This window comes from Trichocoleus sp. FACHB-591 (assembly GCF_014695845.1).
GTDB lineage: Bacteria > Cyanobacteriota > Cyanobacteriia > FACHB-46 > FACHB-46 > Trichocoleus.
Window position 1 is genome coordinate 267,029 of sequence record NZ_JACJPA010000121.1, and the last position, 20,422, is coordinate 287,450.

The 20,422-nt window shown below is 48.1% G+C and carries 16 protein-coding genes and 1 tRNA gene; 10 read left to right on the forward strand and 7 right to left on the reverse strand.

Features of this window, described 5'->3' with window-relative positions; translation table 11 throughout:
- Positions 1–9: 9 nt before the first annotated feature.
- Together H6F90_RS28920 and H6F90_RS28925 are read left to right on the forward strand one after the other, a co-directional pair.
- Positions 10–963, forward strand: coding sequence for an alpha/beta fold hydrolase (locus tag H6F90_RS28920; RefSeq protein ID WP_190555389.1), 954 nt, complete (start codon positions 10–12; stop codon positions 961–963).
- Between the two features lie 55 nt (positions 964–1,018).
- Positions 1,019–1,219 carry a hypothetical protein gene (locus tag H6F90_RS28925; RefSeq protein ID WP_190555390.1) on the forward strand — a complete coding sequence of 67 codons (201 nt, stop codon included), beginning with the start codon at positions 1,019–1,021 and terminating at the stop codon, positions 1,217–1,219.
- 50 nt (positions 1,220–1,269) lie between these two features.
- Here H6F90_RS28925 and ctpC read toward each other — a convergent pair whose 3' ends face one another.
- The gene (gene ctpC, locus H6F90_RS28930) at positions 1,270–2,562 is read right to left on the reverse strand and encodes a carboxyl-terminal processing protease CtpC (protein ID WP_190438396.1); all 1,293 of its coding nucleotides are present in this window, start codon (positions 2,560–2,562) and stop codon (positions 1,270–1,272) included.
- A gap of 213 nt (positions 2,563–2,775) precedes the next feature.
- Complete coding sequence (gene ispG / locus H6F90_RS28935; RefSeq protein ID WP_190555391.1) at positions 2,776–4,002, reverse strand: (E)-4-hydroxy-3-methylbut-2-enyl-diphosphate synthase; 1,227 nt, start codon at positions 4,000–4,002, stop codon at positions 2,776–2,778.
- Positions 4,003–4,180: 178 nt separating this feature from the next.
- On the opposite strand from ispG, the gene H6F90_RS28940 reads away from it, so the two are divergent.
- Positions 4,181–4,876, forward strand: coding sequence for a hypothetical protein (locus H6F90_RS28940; RefSeq protein WP_190555392.1), 696 nt, complete (start codon positions 4,181–4,183; stop codon positions 4,874–4,876).
- 580 nt (positions 4,877–5,456) lie between these two features.
- Here the strand turns inward: H6F90_RS28940 and H6F90_RS28945 are convergent.
- Both H6F90_RS28945 and H6F90_RS28950 read right to left on the reverse strand, forming a co-directional pair.
- The gene (locus H6F90_RS28945; RefSeq protein ID WP_190555454.1) at positions 5,457–6,560 is read right to left on the reverse strand and encodes a glycerate kinase; all 1,104 of its coding nucleotides are present in this window, start codon (positions 6,558–6,560) and stop codon (positions 5,457–5,459) included.
- Between the two features lie 24 nt (positions 6,561–6,584).
- Complete coding sequence (locus tag H6F90_RS28950) at positions 6,585–6,917, reverse strand: DUF565 domain-containing protein (RefSeq protein ID WP_190555393.1); 333 nt, start codon at positions 6,915–6,917, stop codon at positions 6,585–6,587.
- Positions 6,918–7,124: 207 nt separating this feature from the next.
- Here H6F90_RS28950 and H6F90_RS28955 point away from each other — a divergent pair, with 207 nt between their 5' ends.
- From H6F90_RS28955 to H6F90_RS28970, 4 genes are all read left to right on the forward strand, one after another.
- Positions 7,125–7,799 (forward strand): hypothetical protein, encoded by a 675-nt coding sequence (locus H6F90_RS28955; RefSeq protein WP_199296239.1) that lies wholly within the window; start codon positions 7,125–7,127, stop codon positions 7,797–7,799.
- Between the two features lie 142 nt (positions 7,800–7,941).
- Entirely contained in the window at positions 7,942–9,804 is a 1,863-nt protein-coding gene (locus H6F90_RS28960) for a glycosyltransferase family 39 protein (RefSeq protein WP_190555456.1), read from the forward strand.
- Positions 9,801–11,414 carry a glycosyltransferase family 39 protein gene (locus tag H6F90_RS28965; protein WP_242024675.1) on the forward strand — a complete coding sequence of 538 codons (1,614 nt, stop codon included), beginning with the start codon at positions 9,801–9,803 and terminating at the stop codon, positions 11,412–11,414. The genes H6F90_RS28960 and H6F90_RS28965 overlap by 4 nt, the downstream gene beginning before the upstream one ends.
- Positions 11,415–11,495: 81 nt before the next feature.
- Positions 11,496–12,605: an LptF/LptG family permease gene (locus H6F90_RS28970; RefSeq protein WP_199296240.1), complete on the forward strand. Its 1,110-nt coding sequence runs from the start codon at positions 11,496–11,498 to the stop codon at positions 12,603–12,605.
- 3 nt (positions 12,606–12,608) lie between these two features.
- Here H6F90_RS28970 and H6F90_RS28975 read toward each other — a convergent pair whose 3' ends face one another.
- Positions 12,609–16,217 carry an ATP-binding protein gene (locus H6F90_RS28975; protein ID WP_199296241.1) on the reverse strand — a complete coding sequence of 1,203 codons (3,609 nt, stop codon included), beginning with the start codon at positions 16,215–16,217 and terminating at the stop codon, positions 12,609–12,611.
- Between the two features lie 598 nt (positions 16,218–16,815).
- On the opposite strand from H6F90_RS28975, the gene H6F90_RS30965 reads away from it, so the two are divergent.
- The 3 genes from H6F90_RS30965 (at position 16,816) to kaiC (ending at position 19,814) form a co-directional block, all read left to right on the forward strand.
- Positions 16,816–17,751, forward strand: a complete 936-nt coding sequence (locus tag H6F90_RS30965) for a circadian clock protein KaiA (RefSeq protein WP_190555394.1) — start codon at positions 16,816–16,818, stop codon at positions 17,749–17,751.
- A gap of 88 nt (positions 17,752–17,839) precedes the next feature.
- Positions 17,840–18,157, forward strand: a complete 318-nt coding sequence (gene kaiB / locus H6F90_RS28985) for a circadian clock protein KaiB (RefSeq protein WP_190438414.1) — start codon at positions 17,840–17,842, stop codon at positions 18,155–18,157.
- An 88-nt stretch (positions 18,158–18,245) separates the two neighbouring features.
- Complete coding sequence (gene kaiC / locus H6F90_RS28990; RefSeq protein ID WP_190438417.1) at positions 18,246–19,814, forward strand: circadian clock protein KaiC; 1,569 nt, start codon at positions 18,246–18,248, stop codon at positions 19,812–19,814.
- 150 nt (positions 19,815–19,964) lie between these two features.
- Here the strand turns inward: kaiC and H6F90_RS28995 are convergent.
- Both H6F90_RS28995 and H6F90_RS29000 read right to left on the reverse strand, forming a co-directional pair.
- Positions 19,965–20,037 (reverse strand) — tRNA-Arg (locus H6F90_RS28995).
- Between the two features lie 189 nt (positions 20,038–20,226).
- On the reverse strand, positions 20,227–20,412 hold the full coding sequence (locus tag H6F90_RS29000) for a hypothetical protein (protein ID WP_190555395.1): 186 nt from the start codon (positions 20,410–20,412) through the stop codon (positions 20,227–20,229).
- Between the last annotated feature and the right edge of the window lie 10 nt (positions 20,413–20,422).

The following is a 20,422-nucleotide window of genomic DNA, read 5'->3' on the forward strand; positions in this document are numbered from 1 at the left end:
TGCTTAGCAATGCCTTATATTCCAATTCGTGGTGTTAATCACTACTATGAGTGGATTGGTACGTCGGACCACTCTAAGACCTCTGGAAAGCCAATTATGGTTTTTGTGCATGGTTGGGGTGGTTCGGCGCGGTATTGGGAAAGTACAGCTCAAGCGCTCTCAGATACGTTCGATTGTCTCCTCTACGATCTCCGAGGGTTTGGTCGTTCCTGTTTACCTGCTGATCAGCAACCAGGCGCAGAAAATCAACAAGCAACTTTACAGCAAAGTGTAGACAAGACAGTGACAGCTGAAACAGAACTGCTGCAAGCAGCTGAGAGCACTGAAGACTTAATCTATGAACTGGAAAGCTATGCGGATGACCTAGCTGCTTTACTGGAAGCACTGGAATTAGAGCGAGTTTATCTGAATGCTCACTCGATGGGAGCTTCGATCGCGGTCTTTTTCTTGAATCTTTACCCACAGTTTGTAGAGCGGGCAATTCTGACCTGTAGTGGCATCTTTGAATACGATGAAAAAGCGTTTAGTGCTTTTTATCGCTTCGGCGGCTATGTCGTTAGGTTCCGCCCCCGTTGGTTGGCTAAAATTCCTTTTGCCAACCGCATGTTTATGGCGCGGTTCTTACACAAACCTTTACCAGATGCCATTAGCCAAGCTTTTCTAGAGGATTTTCTCTTAGCTGACTACAAAGCTGCGCTTGGAACCATTTTTACTTCAGTGAGCAAAAAAGCAACAGAAGTGATGCCACAAGAGTTTGCTAAGTTAACGGTTCCTACTTTGTTGATTGCAGGGGAGCATGACATCATCATCCCGGCGTCGATGGGGCAGCAGGCGGCCAACTTGAGTGAGAAAGTGGAATATTCACTCATTCCTAGCACTGCTCATTTTCCGATGATGGAAGACCCAGAAACTTATCTACAGCGTGTACGGGACTTCACGCATGTCAAACAGCCTAGCCTATAGTGGATGGCATGCATGTTTTGATGACGGTCCACTGGAGCTAACTGGGAGGGTCTGGATGAGTGACGAAGAAGCTTGGTTTGTCGTCAAGCAATCTAATGGGTCTTGTGAGGTTTGGTCTGCGGCTCAGATTGAAGCCAAGCAATCTCAAGCACAGTCTACAGATTTAGCGCCACAATGGGGACCATTCAAATCGCAGACTGAAGCGATCGCCCGCCGAGTGGGTCTAATTCGTGCGGGCAAGTGTCAACCCGTCTAAAGCCAAGAACTAGAAGCTGATTTAGGGTGAGCCGTGACTCACCCTATTGCTTACCGCGTGCTAGATTCTGCACGGGTACCTTTTTGAGCTGCAACTTTTTGGGTCAGAACTGTTAAAGCTTTGGCGTATTGCGGATCGGCTTCAGTGCCTACCTTATCGCGATCGCGGCTCAGTTCTTCTCGCTGAGTATCGCTGAGTTCGATGACCACATCGGGAGCAATACCATGCTTGTTAATATCAACACCGTCAGGCGTGAGGTATTTGGCAATCGTCACCGCTAAACCGGAACCATCACCCAGACCTCGCACTGACTGAACTAAGCCTTTACCAAAGGTTTGCGTCCCCACCAAAACGGCTCGGTCATTGTCTTGCAGAGCGCCGGATAAGATTTCACTAGCACTAGCAGAACCCCCATCTACCAAAACAACTAGGGGCTTATCTGTCAAAGCGCGACGATTGGCTTTTTCCCGGTCTGTTTCGCCTTGTCGATTGACTGTGGAGACGATCGCGCCATCGTCTAACCACATGCGGGCAATCTCAATACTGGAGTAGAGCAGACCACCGGGATTAGAGCGCAGATCCAGAATGTAGCCATCCACCTGCTTTTGCTCTAGATCTTGGATGGCTTTTCGCATCTCCAAGGAAGCATTTTGGCTAAATTGGGACAAACGAATATAGCCAACATTGGCATTGGGCGCTTGTTGAGTGGTGTATTTGACTGGGTGGATTTCAATGCGATCGCGCTTCAGCCGAAACTCTAATTCCTCTTTCCCCCTCAAAACGGTCAGGGTGACTTGAGAACCAACAGGACCGCGAATCAAGGTCACAGCCTTATCAACATCCATCCCTTCGGTGCTCTTTCCATCAATTCTGAGAATTGTGTCCTTGGCAAGCACTCCAGCTTTAGCCGCAGGCGTATCTTCAATCGGAGCCACAACCACCAGCTTCTTGGTTTTCTCATCCTGAGACAACTGGATACCCACGCCAGTCAGTTCACCAGACGTATCAATCTGCATGTTCCGGAACTCAGTCGGGTCCATGAACCGGGTGTAGGGATCGTTCAGCTGCTTGAGCATTTCCCGGATGGACTTGTAGGCTTCCTCTTTATTGCTATAGGAGCGGTTTAGGTACTGACTGCGAACTGCCTTCCAGTCAACCCGATTGAACGTACCGTCTACATAGGTGCGATCAATGATCTGCCAGACTTCGTCAACTATTTCTTTAGGACTTTCGCGAAAAAAGGCTTGACTTTTAGATAGATGGATGCCAGCTCCAGTGATGCTGACAGCAGTGAGTGCAACTGCTGTTGCACCTAAAACAAGCCCGCGTTTTGTCATGTCCATACGCCTACTGAGCTGGAAGGGATTGGTCTGGAAAAGGTACAGCGTGCATTTGTGCTGAAGAAATCTGTCTAACCGAGCAGCTTTGGTTAGAACCTCACACCCTCAGGACTCAGACTGAATCTCATTGGTTTTCAATCTAAAGCCTTGCCAATAGAAAGACTATAACAACTTTATTTCGCAAGCCTCAACCCAAGAAGAAAATCCATGCCTGATTTAAGGATCAACCCACCGACCATCCGCTTTGATCAAATTAATTAACTCTGTCACCCCTTGATCTTCCGGAACTTTCTTGATTTCTTCCCGACCTCGGTACAGAGAAATATAGCCAGGTTGCTTGCCGACATAGCCATAGTCAGCGTCTGCCATTTCGCCAGGCCCGTTGACAATGCAGCCCATCACGGCAATATCTAGTCCTGTGAGGTGCTTGGTTGCTTCGCGAACTTTGTGGAGAACTTCTTCAAGATTAAACAGGGTACGACCGCAGGAAGGACAGGCGACATACTCCACCATCGTCTTCCGCAAACCCAAAGCTTGCAGAATGCTGTAACAAACTGGAATCTCTTTTTCGGGGGCTTCTGTGATCGAGACGCGAATGGTATCGCCGATGCCGTCTGCCAGAAGTGGCGCTAAGCCAGCGGTGGACTTGATCCGACCATATTCGCCATCCCCCGCTTCAGTCACTCCCAGGTGAAGGGGATAGTTCATGCCCAACTCATCCATCCGCTTCACCATGAGGCGGTAGGCGGCCACCATGACCGGAACCCGTGAAGCCTTGAGAGAAATGACCAGGTTATGGAAGTTTAGCGACTCACAGATCTGAAGAAACTCGATCGCGGATTCCACCATGCCTTCGGGGGTATCGCCATAGGTAAATAGCATACGCTCAGCCAAAGAGCCATGATTGACTCCAATCCGCATGGCTTTGCCTTGATCTCGTAAAGAAATTACGAGCGGCTCTAGGGTTTCGCGAATTTTGGCTCCGATTTCATCAAATTCTGCTTGGGAGTATTCGGTGCGATCGCCCTTCGGCTTCTCAAACACGTACAGCCCTGGGTTAATTCGGACTTTATCGACGTGCTTAGCCACTTCCAGGGCAATCTTCATGCCGTTGTGGTGCACATCAGCCACCAGAGGCACAGCTTGATAGGTTTCTGCTAATTTCTGTTTAATGTCTTTGAGCGCGTAAGCATGGGCCAAACTAGGCACCGTTACCCGCACAATTTCGCAGCCGATTTCGTGGAGGCGGCGAATCGCGGCAACTGAACCCTCAATATCCAGAGTGTCCTCGTTAATCATCGATTGCACGACGACTGGGGCACCTCCACCGATCGTGACATTCCCAACCTGGACAGGGCGGGTTTTGCGCCGCTGGATGGTGGTGTCAACAAAGGTTTGGCTGGAGGGATCGGAGGTGGTAGGTGGCGTGGGCAGGGTTTGCATACGCTGATGGCTGGCTTCTAGACCAAGACAAGTAAGTGTTTCTCTCTATCTCTCAGATTGCCACAGTTAGGCTCCTTTTAGCCGAGGGAATTGAAATTTGCGTAATTCTCTCAGCAGAGCTAGTAGGTACTGATCACGAATTCACAAATTTGCAATCAGGGAAACTACAGTGAGCAACATGGATGTTTTAAAGGCATCAAGCTTGATTTTGTTGGGTGCTAGTGTGGGTGCTTTATTACTCACTGCAGGGCCACAAGGAGCGATGGCTGAGACCGGAACAGATGTCTTGTGCCGCAAATCTCCGCATAATTCTCAGTGCGTAGGTCAAGGAACGCCTTCACAAAGCACTAACAGTTATGCAGCGACTACTAAGGCAAATTTGCGAGTGGTCAACGTTGATCAAGACTGGCGATCGCCGAAAGCAGAAATTCCTTGGTCAGAACCTGTAATTGTCCGTGACCAGTTTGATGGCGAATATCTAGCTGTATTTGATAAGAGTCATTCTGGCAGCGCTTTTTGGACTGGGCGAGAGTCGGGTGTCGTCACCCAATGGACCCCAACAAAAATTGCTGTATTCCCTTACAAGAAGACTAGCTCTTGTGGGTTTTTAACTTGTAATAATGTGATGGACTCGTCTCTAGTCGGCAAGGCGCTCGAAATTAAGTTAGGGAGTCAAGTCTTTAAGCTAGAGGGCGAAGATAGTACGTTTACAGTGACCCCTGAATTGGCAAAAGCCTTACAAAGCGCCCCCAGTGAGGAGGTTGTAATCAGAGTTACTTTGGCGGGTAACGGCTCGACGATCAAAAATAAAATTGGTAAGGGCACCGTTCAAGCTTGGAAAAGGGTTTACCAAGCAGTAGAACCGACCCCTTAAAAAGCGATTAATCAGAGAAAAGCGATCGCTCCTCTACACTCAAAGCGATCGCCTTTGTGAACTCTCAAAATCAGAAATTATTCTGTTGGGAAATCTGGGAAAACCCATTGACGTGGCTCACTCACTCTCCTGCGGGCACGTTCCTCAGCAATTTCCAGCATTTTATCGAGTGAGTTATTGGCTATAAACTTTGTCGCTGCCTCCTTGTACTCCAAGTTTGGGCATCGATCCCCAAGGACACAACCGTTCTTACAAGCTTCGGCACAGTTTATAGATTCAGACGTCACTTCTCTTCTCCTAATCTCAAAATGACAGTGAGTTAAAGCAGCTTTTTAGATTTGTTAGCAAAGGCGATCGCTCTTTCAGATTTTACCTCCAGAGATCGCGCTCTCCATCCGAAACTTGAGACGTTTTGCGATGGCGGGGATCAAGGCTCAAATTAAGTTCTGTGACTGCTGCTGTCTAATGGCTCGGTTTGAGTGGCAGCTTAGAAGCAAGGGAAAAGAAAGCAATCTTCCCTGGAAATCATTTTGGCGATCGCTTCACAGATTGTTACTTGCCGAGGTAGGTGTGAACGGGGTTAAGCCTCAGTAGCACCTTGACTTTCAGGAGCGAGGTCTTGAGGTCGATAAACAGTTCCAGGTGAATGATCGGGGTTAACTTCAACTACTAAATCAACGTAGCGGCGATCGCGCGTCAGGGGTTGGATAAATAGCTCAGGATGCAGCGCCTTCCAGAAATATTCGACAAACTGATCAATTTCGCGATCGCTCATGCCGCTTTTGCCAGCCGCAACCATTTGCTGCTCGGCTTGCCGTCGCCATTGCTGACTTAAGTGGTAATCAGTAGGATGCAGCACCATCAGGCGATCGAGTCTTGACCAGAGCGGTAAATAATTTTGCAGTTTTGCGTTCATATCTCGCGCAAACTCACGATCTGCTTCGGTTACAATCGGAGATGGTGCGGTAGCAAATGCTGCTGGGTCAATCGGGCGAACCCCGACAAACCAACCTTCAAACAGCACAATTGCCACATCCTTGACTACCTCTGGTACGGTTCTGTCCCCTGCTCCATTAAACGCAGATTTATCAAACCGAGGAACTTGAATCGAAGCGGACGGGTCAGTATGGCATAGCTGGTCTAAAACCATGCAACCTAAATCCACATCGTGAGTTCCCGGTGGGCCACGCCAAGTGAGGCGAGGGTCTTCGGCTCTTAGGCGTAGCCGATCTGGATAAGTTTTGTACAGATCGTCGAGCGAAAAACTAAGGGTGCGATACCCTAAGTGGCTAAGTAGCAAGGTCAAGATCGTAGCTAGAGTAGTCTTGCCTGTTCCCTGTCCACCCAAAATTCCCTGGATGAAGGGGCGGCCTAACGCTTGATGGCTTACTGCCAACTCTAAAGCTAAGGGCAGCCATAAATTCCATAAAGGAACTAGAAAGTCAGATTCCAGGCAAAAGGTGTGCTGACAAAACTGTTGGATCGCTGGATAGACACCTTGAAGAAGGTGCGATCGCACCTTGACAGCCTGGCTGACATTGGTAGAGTTGATGCCAAAGGCTTTCGCTCTCAATGAGTCTGCTAAAAGCCGAGTCTCTAGTTGCTGCTGAAGGACCGGGGTTGGTGCTTGTCCCATCGCCCAGTTTTGCAGAATGAGGTTCAAGGATGAATCTGATGGCTGCATACCTTTAAGCATGACTAATTTGATTTAACTGCCAATCTTGAAAGCCTCAATGAACATGCCATAAATTAAGCCAAGCTTAGTGGCGTTCAGGGCTTCTAGCAGCAGTGATTGCGTTGCCCCCCGACGATTGCTGTAAACAATTCGGCTAATTGCTTCTGTCAACGCCATCAAGATTGCGGCTGCGACAATGTCCCATGTGGCTGCTTGTCCGGTTGTAGTTGGGATGGCTGTGCCGAGAAAGATACCGAAGAGAACGCTGATTACCAGCAGCGATAGCCGTCGCCAAGGGTTGCGCAACCACCGTCCCAACTGACCTAGCACTCCATCTACGAGGTTGTTTAGGCGGGTGTTTTGCATAAATGACGCAGGCTCCAAAAGGGTGATGCGGCAAAATCTCAAAAAAATATCTTAGTGACAAAGTATATAACTCCTGTGCAGGTGCAGATTGTCTGAAACAGGGGAGCGAGGTGGATGGTATGAATTTGCGGCACCAGTGTTGCAGCGTTTAGTGGCGTAATAAATTCCAACGTAAGAGTTTTCGATGACTGGGGTAGGGGGCACACCATGGAGCGGGGGCAAGTGAACAAGCAGATGAAATCGATCGCCTATCCGATAGCTGCGATCGCGGGGACAGGGTTAGTTTTGGGCGCAGCGGCTTTAGCTTTGGGTTGGCTGGAAGTAGGGATTTCGATTAGTCCTGTAGGACCAGATGCCTCTGTGGTCTCAGGAGCCGCTCCACTGACTCAGAAGTCGGCTACTGAAGTCGCCATGCGATCGACTACAGGTAATCCTATTGTGTCCTCTCCGGAGGCTGATCCCCGCGTTCAGCAGGGTACAGCTTCAACCCAGGTTGCGGCCAACAGTAGCCCTGCCCGCTTGAATGCGACTCCTAATCCTGGCGGCTTGCGAGTGAGTAACACCACCGATCATCCAGTTCGGGTTGCTCTGCTAGCGCAACAATCTCTAGCCAGCTCTGCCCAAGCTTCCTTAGCGCCTACTGGTAAGGCACCCGTCTACGGCCAACCGGCTCATTGGGATTTTGCTCCCGGCGAGGGCAGCGCTCAGGGTTTAGCTTTGTCCCTGCCAGAAGGAAGTTTACAACTGAAAAAGGGAGATGTTTTGGTGGCGTTTGCCCAAGATGGATCACGCCGTTACTGGGGACCTTATGTCATTGGAGAAACTGACCAACCCCTGTGGAATGACCAAAACTCCGAGTGGCAATTAAGCTTGCAACGTTGAGTCAATCTTGAGTGAATCTCAGGCAGCTACGGTCTGCGATCGCTTGAGAATCTGAAGTCTTAGGTTCACGGATGGGATGATAATACTGGAGAACTTAAAAACCAGTTCTGTCGTCCCTAGTATTGCCTTGTTGACATTTTGGATGAAATTGAGTGTGGGCCGCCATATTGCAGATTTGTTGAAGCGTGACGAGAAGCAGCGTTCAGCGCTCATTTGGGCTTTAGCGATCGCTTGGTTACTGTTGATTGGCTGGATTGCGTTTTTTGGGCACTTGGGCAGCATTGGTTTAATTGATGAAACCGAGCCGCTGTTTGTGGAAGCTGCACGCCAGATGACGGTGACGGGCGATTGGATTACACCCTTTTTTAATGAGGTGCCTCGCTTCGATAAGCCGCCTTTAATCTATTGGCTGATGGCGATCGCCTTTAAAGCCTTCGGGGTGAATGAATGGGCGGCTCGGCTTCCCTCAGCCTTAGCAGGATTTGCCTTGAGCTGTTTTTGCTTTTATACGCTGCGTCAGTTTGGCTGGCACCATAGATTCTCAAAATCTAAGGCTCAAGAGCTACCAGATCGCTCATTAGAGTTTTCAACAGCACCGAAGCAGACTAGTGACGTTGGACGAGATTGGCAACTGTGGCTGACGGCTGGGCTAGGGGGCACAATGGTAGCGCTGCATCCCTACACGTTCTTTTTTGGACGGACGGGCTACTCGGACATGCTGCTGAGCCTTTGTATGAGTGGCTCATTGTTAGCTTTTTTTCTCGGATATGCCCATACTGAAAACTCCAAAGTTCAAACTCGCTGGTATTTGACTTTCTATGTCCTGATTGGACTGGCGGTACTGACGAAAGGGCCTGTGGGAGCGGTATTGCCTGGGATGATCATCACTGCTTTCCTGGTCTATGTCGGTCACTTCAAAGCAGTTTTACGAGAAGTAAAACTCGGCTGGGGGGCTTTGATTGTTTTAGGGTTAAGTGTGCCTTGGTTTGTGCTGGTGATTTTGGCTAACGGGCAAGCCTACATTGACTCGTTCTTCGGCTACCACAACGTAGAACGGTTTACCAGCGTGGTGAATGAGCACAGCGGCCCCTGGTATTTTCACTTTTTGATTGTGCTGGTTGGCTTTTTGCCTTGGTCGGTGTTTTTGCCAGCCGCGATCGCCCGTCTGCAATTTTGGCAACGTCGAGCTTGGCAACAGCAACCCCGCTCAACTCATTTAGGATTGTTTGCTGGCGTTTGGTTTGCAGTCGTCTTAGGGTTCTTTACGATTGCTGCTACGAAATACTTCAGCTATGTGCTGCCTTCCATGCCTGCTGCTGCGATTTTGGTGGCGCTGTGGTGGAGTGAGCAAATTGCCCAAGCGGAAATTGGGCAGCAACAATCACGCAGCTTAAAGCTCAGCACAATCGCGGGGGTCGGTTTATTTGCTTTGCTAGCAGCCGCTTGTTTCTATAGCCCTAACTGGTTGAGCGATGACCCCACCATGCCTAACTTGGGGCTGCGGATGGAACAAGCGGGCTTGGCAGAGTGGGGGGCAATTATTTGGGGGATTAGCGCGATCGCTGGGCTTCTCCTGTTACTAAAACGGCAAGCACAATGGTTTTGGGGCGTTAGTTTGATTGGGTTTGCGGCATTTCTGCTCTGGTTTGTGACTCCTATGTCCTTCCTTGTGGACGCGGAACGGCAGTTACCCCTAAGAGAAATGGCGGCTGCTGCCGTCCAGGCGGAAAAGCCCCAGGAACCGCTACTAATGATCGTGCGCGGGTTTCATAAGCCTAGTTTGGTGTTTTATGCAGAACGACCCGTCAATTTCTTGATGAACCCGGAAACAGCCGCACCCGAAATTCAGCAAGCGATCGCTCAACCCACTGTTCCAGGTTCTGCCTTGGTGATTACTTCGCAAAGAGCTTTAACCAGATCGGGTTTGCAGCCTACGCAATATCAGGCGATCGCTCAATCTGGAATTTATCAACTGATTCGAGTTCCCAAAACAGGTCAGCCATGATGCAAGTAGCGCAAAAGTGGCTAACTTCCCGGTTAAATCAGTGGGTAGTTTTTTTGCTGGTCGGCGGATTGCTGGTACGGGCCACTATTGCGGCTTGGCTCTACCCTGGTTTTGATGAGGCTTACTACTACCTTTATGTGCTCCACCCAGACTGGAGCTATTTTGACCATCCGCTGCTGGTGGCTCTTAGTACTGGATTGGGGCCTTGGTTAACCGGAGAGGTTTCTCAATTTACGATCCGGATTGGGACGTTGCTCCTTTACACCGGGGCCTTGATATTTCTGTACTTAACTAGTGCCACGCTGTTCTCTGCACAAGTGGCCACCCTGACTCTGGCGATCGCTACTGCCATTCCGATCTTTCAGGTAGGCTTTGGCACTTTGACGGTGCCCGATACGCCGCTGATGTTTTTCTGGGCTGCTACCCTTTATGTCGCTGCTCGGGAATTTTTTCGGGTTCCCGAAAGCTACCGACCCAGTTGGCGGTTGGCGTTGATTAGTGTTTTGGTCGGTTTGGCTTGTTTAGGTAAGTATCACGGCTTTCTGCTGGGGTTCGGGTTAGTTGGGTTTTGCTTCACCAGCGATCGTCATCGCTCGGCCCTCCTTTCCCCTTGGATGGCCCTTGGCGTAGGGCTGTTTGCTGTCACCCTCTCCCCCATGCTGTTGTGGAATTGGCAGCGAGATTGGGTTTCATTTCGGTTCCAATCCGGGCGAGCAGTTCCCAGGGATCAGTACGATCTACTGGCTCTCCTCGGTACCTTTTTGCTCGGAGTTGCTTACCTGTTTCCCACCTTTGGCTTTCCTCTGTGGTGGGTAACGCTGCGTCAGGCGGGCAAACAAATTATGCAGCCTTGGCGACGCAAATCTGGAATTGATCTCAATTTGCATAGCAAACAGCGGTTTATTCTTTGGATGTCTTTGCCCGTTATCTTGGTGTTTACCTTGATTGGCGGTTATCAGCAAATTTTGCCAACTTGGCCGATGCCAGGATTTTGGGGTGCCACTTTACTGTTGGGTTATCAAGCGGCTCTATGGCAGAAGGAAGCTCCGCGCGCCGTTCAACGTTGGCTCGTTGGGTCTGGAACTACCATCATTGCTTTGATGTTGATTGCGCTGCTGCATGTGGCATTTGGCATTGCTCAAACCACCAGCAATTATGCTTTTTTGGGTGGTATGTGGTCTCCTAAGGAAGATTCCTCTACACAACTAGTAGATGTGCAGCAGTTACGTCGAGGCTTCGCCGACAACCCCACCCTACGAGCGGCTCTGCAAGAGACTGATTTTATCTTTACCAATCGCTATTTCTTAGGTGGACAGATTGCGATGGCTTTAGAGCCTCTGGAACCTAAACTTATTGGTTGTTTATGTGAAGATCTGCGCGGCTTCGCTTTTTGGTCCAAGCCAAGTGAGTGGATTGGTAAAGACGCGCTCTACATTACCTCTGAGCGGTTCCAGGGCAAAACTGGGTTGGCGAAATACCAAGGCTACTTCAGCAGCATCGAAAAAATTGCCGATGTGCCAATTCGGCGGGGGGGTGCGATCGTCCAAATCTTTTACATTTACCGAGCGAAAAACCTACTTCAGCCTTACCCCCGACCCTATGGAAATTGATCGCCCTCAATTTGTTTTGCCACACCACTCAAAGTTTTTACCCGCATATCACCTGAAAATTAATGGCAAGGAGTCATTGGGATGGGTTTAAAGCCTTCCATCATGGACCGCTATCTCATTGCAGAATTGCTGCCACCTTTTCTATTTGGGGTAGCCGCTTTCTCGGCGATCGGTTTAGCAGTAGGGGTCTTCTTTGACTTGGTGCAGAAGATTACAGATGCGGGAATTCCCTTCGCGACGGCTATACAGATCTTTTTGCTCCAGGTGCCAAACTTTGTCACCCTCTCGTTTCCCATGTCAATTTTGCTGGCCACCTTAATGGTTTACAGTCGCCTATCGGGGGATAGCGAAATTGTGGCGCTGCGAGGTTGTGGAGTTAGCGTTTATCGGCTAATGGTGCCTGCTTTGCTTGTTAGCTTGATTGCAACTGGCATGACTTTTTTTCTCAACGAGTTGGTAGTTCCCAGCAGTAACTATCAAGGAGAAATTTTATTAGAAAAGGCATTAAGCCAAGATAAGCTGGCATTTCAAGAGAAGAATATTTTTTATCAAGAGTTTTCGGGGAAAAAACTGGCCCGCATTTTTTATGCCCATGACTTCGATGGTCAGCGCATGCAAAATTTGACTATTCTTGACTTCTCAAAAGAAGAGTTGAATCAAATTGTAGAAGCCGAATCGGCAGTGTGGAATGCGCAGCAGAGCACCTGGGATTTTGCCAATGGCACCATTTACATTGTGGCACCGGATGGCTCGTCGCAAAATTTGCTCAAGTTTGAGCGCCACCAACTCCGCTTACCCCGTGCACCTCTAGATTTAGCGAATAAAAAGCGCAAGTCAGATCAAATGAATATTGCTCAGGTGCAAGAACGCCTAGCCCTTTTGGAGCAGAAAGGGGATGAGAAAAAAGACATTCGTAAGTATAGGGTACGAATTCAAGAGAAACTAGCTCTTCCCTTCATCTGCGTAGCGTTGGGGCTGGTCGGGGCGGCTCTAGGCACTACCAGTCGTCGTACTAATACGTCTACTGGCTTTGGCATTAGCACCTTAATTATCTTTGGTTACTATTTAATTGCTTTTGTGAGTAATGCTTTAGGTGAAACAGGAGCATTTTCTCCCTTTTTAGCCGGCTGGTTACCGATCCTCGTAGGCTTGACCGCAGGTGGGGGGCTACTGATTCGCGCTGCTCGATAGCAGTTAATCAGCAACTTGGTGAGCTTGGGACAGGGCTTGATAAACTTGCTCTAACAACTCTTCTACAGGTAGGGTCGAGGGGAGAATCTGAGTTGCGATCGCCCCTAGGACTGTGGTTAGCTCCACCATATCCGTCATGTCCGCCATGTTTGTCACTGCTGCGGCTTCTAACAAACTGGGTTCAGCACAGGGTGGTGTTTGGTTCGCAAGCTGCCGTTGATCAAGGACCAAGATGGGAATTGGTAACTGTAGTTGGTCGAGAGTCTCTAGGGCCTGAAGCACCACTGGAGAAGTGCGATGACCTCGTAGGCAGATTAGTAATAAATCAGCGCTTTGATGCTGTAACTGTCGTAGCGCTTCCGCCCATGAGTGACTATGGAGACCTCGTAAGCCTGCTGTTTGCAGATATTGCACTAAAGCTTGTAACCAATCTGCATCCTTGAGCGTGGTTGAAAGATTGGCTGCTAGTTCAGGGGCTGAGCTGGCAGCAGCTGTGACTAAATCGGGCAAGTGTAACAAATCCACCACTAAAACGCTGGGTTGCCAGTTGAGTCCGACAGCCACTTGAATTGCCTGCATTAAAGCGGCTGCTTCTGAATTAGTTGGGTCCGAATTTGTGGCCAAGTGAAAATTGGGAGCGGCTAAACAAGGAAAAACAGATAAACCTGGTACTTGGTTTGCGGCTTGGGTAGCGGCTTTGGTGAGTGTGACTAACGGCAGGGAGGCTAAAGCAGTCTGTTGAGCTAACGTTTGGAAATAGCTCGGCAACTCAGCGATCGCCTGGTCGATTAAGAGAACGTCAGGCCGCCAAACTCGCGCTAACAATTCGGCTTGCTCTAGATCATCAGCTTCTAAAATGCGGTGGTGGTGTTGCTGGAGTAAGCTACTGAGCCTGCTGATGACCCTGGAAGCTGGATTTAAAGTGTTAGATGCTTCTGGCGCTGAGATCGAGGGCGATGAATTTGATTGCCCTAAGCCATGCTGCATTGAGTCTGATGGCATAGAAGCTTCAACACTACTCAAATAAAGCACCGTTAATCTACGAGTTGGGTGTGAAGTTGAGTCTAAGTTGGCAACTGAGGTGGTCAAGTGAGCCAGATGATCTTGTAGGGCTTGGCTCTGAATGGGTAAGCAAAGAAAACCATCGGCCTGATAACGGGCCGCTTGAGCTTGTTCAGCCTTGGTCGCAGTGATCACGACTGGAATATGGTAAGTTTCTGCATCCGACTTCAATAGAGTCAGCACATCCCAACCCGAAAGAAGGGGCAGTAAGGGATTGAGAAAAACAATACAGGGTTGCAGGCGTCTAGCTTTTTCTAGCGCTTCGGTTCCAGAGCGGGCGATCGCCACTCGGTAGCCTAGACTAATAAGCTCATCCGCTAATCCTTCAATGAATTGAGCTACCGATTCTACAATCAACACCAAGCGATTGTGGCTGGAGTTATCGCGCGATGGCACACCTAGGGTTGGTTGGGGAGGGCTTGGGGGTAGGAGTAAGGTAAACTGGCTCCCTTCCCCCTCTTTTGAAATAAACGTGACATCCCCTCCATGCAGTCGAGCTAATCGCTGGGTGATGGCTAACCCCAATCCTGTCCCTTCAAAACGACGAGTTAAGGGATTTTCCAGCTGCTGGAATTTTTGAAAAATTAGATGCTGCTTGTCTGCCGCAATTCCAATGCCTGTATCAGAAATAGTGAAGACAACCCAGCCTTCCCAACGGCTGACTTTCAAGCTGATTTTGCCACTAACCTCGGTGAACTTAATGGCATTGGATAGCAAATTAACCAGCATCTGCCGCAAACGCACTTCATCGGCCACAATGCTCTCTAGATCAGACTCAATCTCCAGAGTGCAGGGCACCATTGAAGGTGCTTCGACCATGTGCTCAACTAAGGCTTTTTCTTCGGGAAATTGCAGTTGATACGCTTGTTCAAGCGCGCGATCGCAGGTTGACTTAAGGCTGACAGGTGCGATCGCTAGCTCTAGCTGACCCGTTTCCATCCGAGTCAAATCTAAGATGTTATTGACCACCGTCATCAAGTGCCGCCCGCTTTGATAGATGAGGCTGGCATAACGAGCCTGACGCTCATTTAGAGGGCCTAGCACCTGATCTTTCAAGAGATTAGATAAACCTAAAACCGCAGTTAGCGGAGTTTTTAGCTCGTGGCTAATACAGGCCAAAAATTCGTCTTTTAAGAGGTTGAGCTGGACTAAATCAGCATTCTTCGCGGCTAAAGTGCGGTTGACCTGTTGGTCTGTATGGTCTTGAGCTAGCACCAACCATAAAGCTTCCTGAGGTGAGAAGCTTGGTAGCGCAGGGGGCGACTGGCCCAAAGTACCAACAGGGCTTGTGCCTAGGTCTGCAAGTTGAAACGGTGAAGTCGAGGTGGTGGCTATTGGAACGGGCTGTGGTTGCTGCTCGTTTGGCTGATCCCCAATCCAAGTCGATAAATCAAGCAGACTTCTACTAAATTGCCAAATCCGCTCTTGACCGTTGTCAGTCGGGCAGGTGCAAATACAACTATCCTCTGCTGCTCCTACTTGACAGTGATATTGCGCGATTGAAGAGGCAAAGAATGACAGCAGTCCAGCTTGCTGCTCAGATGAGGAAGTGCTAGGGGGAGACTTGGAGGACCATTTGGCGAAAGATGCTTGCTGTAGCTTCAAGGGAGTTCCCGGTTGGGCTCTAGAAGACAACAGTTGTTGATTGAGCAAAGTGACGCCAGGATGCGTTTGGCGGAACTTGGCACTGCCCGAGCGCATGCGACCAATCTGTTGGTTGAGTTGTGTGGAAAGCGATCGCTCTGCTTCACTCCAACCCTTGGCCTTGTTGGTTATGCCTGCAACATCTTGGGGCCGAACCGTAGGCGATCGCTGCCAAGTGGGAGAATGGTTCGGTTGGTTAGTCCCAGTAGCGGACTGTGGCCATGCCTCAGGATCAACTTCTGGAATATTCGGTTGAGAGTGCTGGTTGGGCGAACCGCCAAACTCAGAAAGCGGAGAATCTACTGTAGTGTTAAGAATCGTTCCAGCCGCTTGTCTAAGTCTTGTTAGCTCCGAAAGCTCCCCAATCTGCTGTTGCCAACATTGATTGTGATGTAAAACTCGCCCTGTGCTAGTTTGCACCATCAAAGGCAAAGGGATCTGCTCTAGAAGTCGGATTAAGAGAGCCAGAGGCTGTATGGGTGCCGAGGTAGCCGATGGAGTTACAGGTGGCTCGGCCAATTCTCTTGCAGTTGTGGCGGTGACGTGGGTTGCTGTAGGGCTGTTGGGTATGACCTCAGCGCCAGGGGTAAGTAGGGGAGCCAATAACTGCAAAAGCCGTGAATAATTCAGTAGTCCTAGAAACTCTCCGGCTAAATCTACTAGAGCCCAAGCCTCAGCAGGTCGCTCTGCTGCCTTTAGATGAGACCAGAATTGACTCAAGCTCCAAGCAGCAGGTAAGGTTGATAATGGCGTAATAATCGGTAGATCAACTGCTGATATAGGTTGATGCAGATTGAGTGTTGCGCTCGCACTCGGTTCTACTCCGTCCATCGCCTGCTCCCCTCCCAAGTAGGAAACTAGAACAGGCCAATTGAGCAAGCCAATCGGTTGTTTTTTTTCATCCACGACGACTAATCGCTCGCAGCTCGCTTGACTCAGAAGGTGCAAAACCGCTGACACAGTAGCAGACTGGGAACAGGTTGGAACTGATTCAATGAACGAACTGAGAGGAGTCGTGTGCATTAATTAATAGAGACTAGCTCCAATGAGTTGGCTCGGTAGCAAGGGCAGTAACTTGAAGCGATAAATGAGTCCCTATTGTAATGACTAGTTCTGCTTGATGGAAGCAAAGAGCAATGGTGGGATACAACAATGCAAAATTGGTAATCTACTGTCTGTAGATCAAAGCTATCACCTAACAAATATTTGGGATCAGTGATTGGTTTGGGCCTGACTAGGCTATGAGCTTCGAAAATTCCAATTCTGACAGTATTGCTTCATTATGGCGCTCCTCAACAAAGCCCAACGGAATAACTAATTACAATTGATTACGGTTGTTGCTGCATTTGGAGTTAAGATTAGTTAAGATTGCTACCTGCTTTGACGAAAAAATTCTCATTCAACTTTCCTTAACTCATTACTTTTGTTAATTATTATTTTTGGTATTGCTAATAAGACTTAGTAGTAATTTGTATCCACTTAGTTTTTTCAAGCTGGCGCGGTTGTGTATCCTCAACTGTCAATTTCAACTCTGCTGAATTCTGGTGACCTCGCTCAATCTCTAACTGCACTCTTAAGTGGCGATCGCTACAGAGTTACCCAATTCAGCTCTGAAAATGAGTTGTTTGATTTTATTGAGCTAGAAAAACAACAGATTGACTGTTTAATTTTGCAAGCAAGCTCGAACCTCAATTCCCTTGTTGAGCAGCTTCAAAGACGAGCCATCTTACTGCCTGCTGTCGTACTGAAATCTGAGACGGCGACACCAAGTCATGAATCTGAACAGTTGGGAACTCTAAATCCTACTGAATCAATTCCGCCTGCGCCCAATGCTGCCCAAACTCATCAAACCAGTTTAAGCTGCACATATCACGTCGCAACCGTAGAAGTATCGATTACTCAGCTCGATCGCATGGTTCAGTTCATCAACCAAGCGATCGTTCAGTTCTTAAAGTTGTCGCCGACGCACCACACTCCCAGCCTCCAACCTGCTTCCGACCTTGTGGCTGAGCTAACTAGCCAAAACTCTTTGATGCTGCAACAGCGGCGTTTAACTGAAAAATTGAAAGAGCGGTTGGGGTATTTAAGTGTTTACTACAAAAGAGAACCCAAAAACTTTCTGCGATACTTACCCCCCGACGAAAAACAAAATTTTTTGAAAAAGTTGAAGTCAAACTATAGCAATATTGTTTTAATCTACTTCTCTGGGGAAGAGCAACTCAACCAAAAAATTGATGACTTCGTTAACATGGCTTTCTTTGCAGATGTTTCAGTCTCGCAAATCGTGGAAGTTCATATGGAGTTAATCGATGAATTCTCGAAGCAGTTAAAACTAGAAGGCCGAAGTGATGACATCTTGCTTGACTATCGTCTCACCTTAATTGATACAATTGCTCACCTATGTGAGATGTACCGTCGCTCCATCCCCAGAGATTTCTAATGATTTTTTGTCTATCTCTGTTTTTAGAATCTATCTCTGTTTTTAGAAACTGTTGCTTAAGGCTGCTAGAAGTGAGTAGACCAAATTCATGAGTTCCTTGAAAAAAACTTACATCCTCAAATTGTATGTTGCTGGCAATACCCCTAATTCGATTCGAGCTTTAAAGACTCTCAATAATATTTTGGAGACAGAGTTTCAAGGAGTCTATGCTCTAAAAGTGATTGATGTGCTAAAAAATCCCCAACTGGCCGAAGAAGATAAAATCTTGGCTACTCCAACCCTGGCTAAAATTTTGCCGCCGCCTGTCCGTAAAATTGTGGGAGATTTGTCCGATCGTGAGAGAGTATTGATCGGCCTAGATCTTCTATACGATGAGTTGCACGAGGATGATTCCAACTTCGAGTAATCCCTAGAATTGAGTTTTACTGATCTATCTTCTCTCCCAGAAAAGCTGAACTTTTAGAGCAGACTTCAAAAGCTAAACTTAAAAGGCTATGAATCCAGATAATCAAACTCGAAAGAAAGAAGATCTATTATCAGTAGGGGTCAAAAAAATTCGCACTATGATAGAAGGCTTCGATGACATCAGTCATGGAGGTCTTCCGGTAGGCAGGACTACATTAGTTAGTGGCACATCTGGAACGGGTAAGACCCTGCTGGCAGTGCAGTTTTTATATAACGGAATTACTTTATTTGATGAGCCGGGTGTCTTCGTTACTTTTGAAGAATCTCCTGCGGATATTATTAAAAACGCTTTCAGTTTTGGGTGGGATCTCCAAGAACTAATTGATGACGGCAAGCTTTTTATTTTAGATGCTTCACCTGATCCAGAAGGTCAGGATGTGGTTGGCAATTTTGATCTTTCGGCTCTAATTGAACGTATTCAATACGCAATTCGTAAATACAAAGCTCGGCGGGTTTCGATTGATTCTGTTACGGCTGTATTTCAGCAGTATGATGCAGCCTCGGTGGTACGGCGAGAAATTTTTCGCTTAGTGGCCCGGCTAAAACAGTTAGGCGCAACCAGCATCATGACGACCGAGCGGATCGAAGAGTACGGCCCCGTCGCGCGCTTTGGGGTGGAAGAATTTGTATCCGATAACGTCGCGATCGTCCGCAACGTTTTAGAAGGTGAACGGCGGCGGCGCACTATTGAGATTCTGAAACTGCGTGGCACGACCCACATGAAAGGGGAGTACCCATTTACCATTACAAATCAGGGTATCAATATCTTCCCGCTAGGCGCTATGCGGCTTACCCAACGCTCTTCTAACGTACGAGTATCCTCGGGGGTCAAGACGCTAGACAGAATGTGTGGAGGTGGCTTTTTTAAGGATTCAATTATTCTTGCAACCGGAGCGACAGGTACAGGCAAAACTTTGTTGGTAAGCAAGTTTTTGCAAGAAGGTTGCATGCGAAACGAGCGGGCCATGCTGTTTGCTTACGAAGAGTCGCGGGCTCAACTTTCTCGTAATGCTTATTCTTGGGGAACTGATTTTGAGGATCTAGAACAAAAAGGGTTATTGAAAATCCGATGTGCTTATCCGGAATCAGCCGGGCTAGAAGATCATCTTCAAATTATTAAGTCAGAAATTGCTGACTTTAAACCCACACGGATTGCTATTGATTCTCTCTCAGCCTTAGCTCGTGGCGTCAGCAATAATGCGTTTCGTCAGTTTGTCATTGGGGTGACAGGTTTTGCCAAGCAGGAAGAAATCACTGGCTTTTTTACAAACACCACTGATCACTTTATGGGGTCACATTCAATTACTGATTCTCACATTTCTACGATTACTGACACGATCTTGATGTTGCAGTATGTAGAAATTCGGGGTGAGATGGCGCGAGCAATTAATGTCTTTAAGATGCGCGGCTCCTGGCATGAGAAAGGGATTCGAGAATATACCATTAGCGAGCAGGGACCAGAGATTCGAGATTCTTTCCGCAACTATGAAGGCATTATCAGTGGTTCGCCTACTCGCGTAGCCTTCGACGAGAAAACAGAGTTATCTCGGATTGTCAAAGGCGTGCAGGATAAAACTGAGAGTGATTTAGAACTGTAAAATTCAGGTTGTGAAGCGTAGACTGTAACATCCCCACAACCTAGGTTTTGGCCTCAAATTTCCAAAAAACATATGTTGGGAAAATGCTTCTCTTTGCAGAACTGGAGAAGCATTTCGCCAAGATCGTTTAGTTTGTCGCTTCAAATAAAGCGAGCATGGAGGGATTCGAACCCCCGACCCTCAGGACCGGAACCTGATGCTCTATCCACTGAGCTACATGCCCTAATTTCCTTTGTAATTGTATCACGTAAAGCGATTGCAAATCAGAAAAATCTGAAATTTGCGGACTAACAGCGGCTAATATCTCACTCAACCTCTAGCCCAAATTTGACAGCAAGGCTGATCTGAGTGATCTGCAAAATTTTTGAAAACTTAAAAGTTTCTCCGTTATTTGCTATTGCGGCGGGGCATGTTAAGCAAAGCTGCCGTGTAGTTTTCTGCTGATTAAAGGTTTCAATATTGTCTGTGTTAAAGCAGCTTTTTCAACCAAAAGTAACGCTAAAACTACTGAAATTACTTCGAAAAATAAATAACTAAGCAAGCTTGATGTGGAGAAGGCTTCTGAACTTTTTCTGCTAAGTTTTGCTGGGTTTTGCATCTACCCTGAT

Excerpts from the sequence above, each read along its gene's own strand:
- H6F90_RS28925 (WP_190555390.1), top strand. The coding sequence starts at position 1,019 with ATGAGTGACGAAGAAGCTTGGTTTGTCGTCAAGCAATCTAATGGGTCT.
- H6F90_RS28945 (WP_190555454.1), bottom strand. The coding sequence starts at position 6,560 with ATGCAGCCATCAGATTCATCCTTGAACCTCATTCTGCAAAACTGGGCG.
- H6F90_RS28960 (WP_190555456.1), top strand. The coding sequence starts at position 7,942 with ATGAAATTGAGTGTGGGCCGCCATATTGCAGATTTGTTGAAGCGTGAC.
- ispG (WP_190555391.1), bottom strand. The coding sequence starts at position 4,002 with ATGCAAACCCTGCCCACGCCACCTACCACCTCCGATCCCTCCAGCCAA.
- H6F90_RS28970 (WP_199296240.1), top strand. The coding sequence starts at position 11,496 with ATGGGTTTAAAGCCTTCCATCATGGACCGCTATCTCATTGCAGAATTG.
- H6F90_RS29000 (WP_190555395.1), bottom strand. The coding sequence starts at position 20,412 with ATGCAAAACCCAGCAAAACTTAGCAGAAAAAGTTCAGAAGCCTTCTCC.
- H6F90_RS28965 (WP_242024675.1), top strand. The coding sequence starts at position 9,801 with ATGATGCAAGTAGCGCAAAAGTGGCTAACTTCCCGGTTAAATCAGTGG.
- H6F90_RS28950 (WP_190555393.1), bottom strand. The coding sequence starts at position 6,917 with ATGCAAAACACCCGCCTAAACAACCTCGTAGATGGAGTGCTAGGTCAG.
- ctpC (WP_190438396.1), bottom strand. The coding sequence starts at position 2,562 with ATGGACATGACAAAACGCGGGCTTGTTTTAGGTGCAACAGCAGTTGCA.
- kaiB (WP_190438414.1), top strand. The coding sequence starts at position 17,840 with ATGAGTTCCTTGAAAAAAACTTACATCCTCAAATTGTATGTTGCTGGC.
- kaiC (WP_190438417.1), top strand. The coding sequence starts at position 18,246 with ATGAATCCAGATAATCAAACTCGAAAGAAAGAAGATCTATTATCAGTA.
- H6F90_RS28940 (WP_190555392.1), top strand. The coding sequence starts at position 4,181 with ATGGATGTTTTAAAGGCATCAAGCTTGATTTTGTTGGGTGCTAGTGTG.
- H6F90_RS28955 (WP_199296239.1), top strand. The coding sequence starts at position 7,125 with ATGGAGCGGGGGCAAGTGAACAAGCAGATGAAATCGATCGCCTATCCG.
- H6F90_RS28920 (WP_190555389.1), top strand. The coding sequence starts at position 10 with ATGCCTTATATTCCAATTCGTGGTGTTAATCACTACTATGAGTGGATT.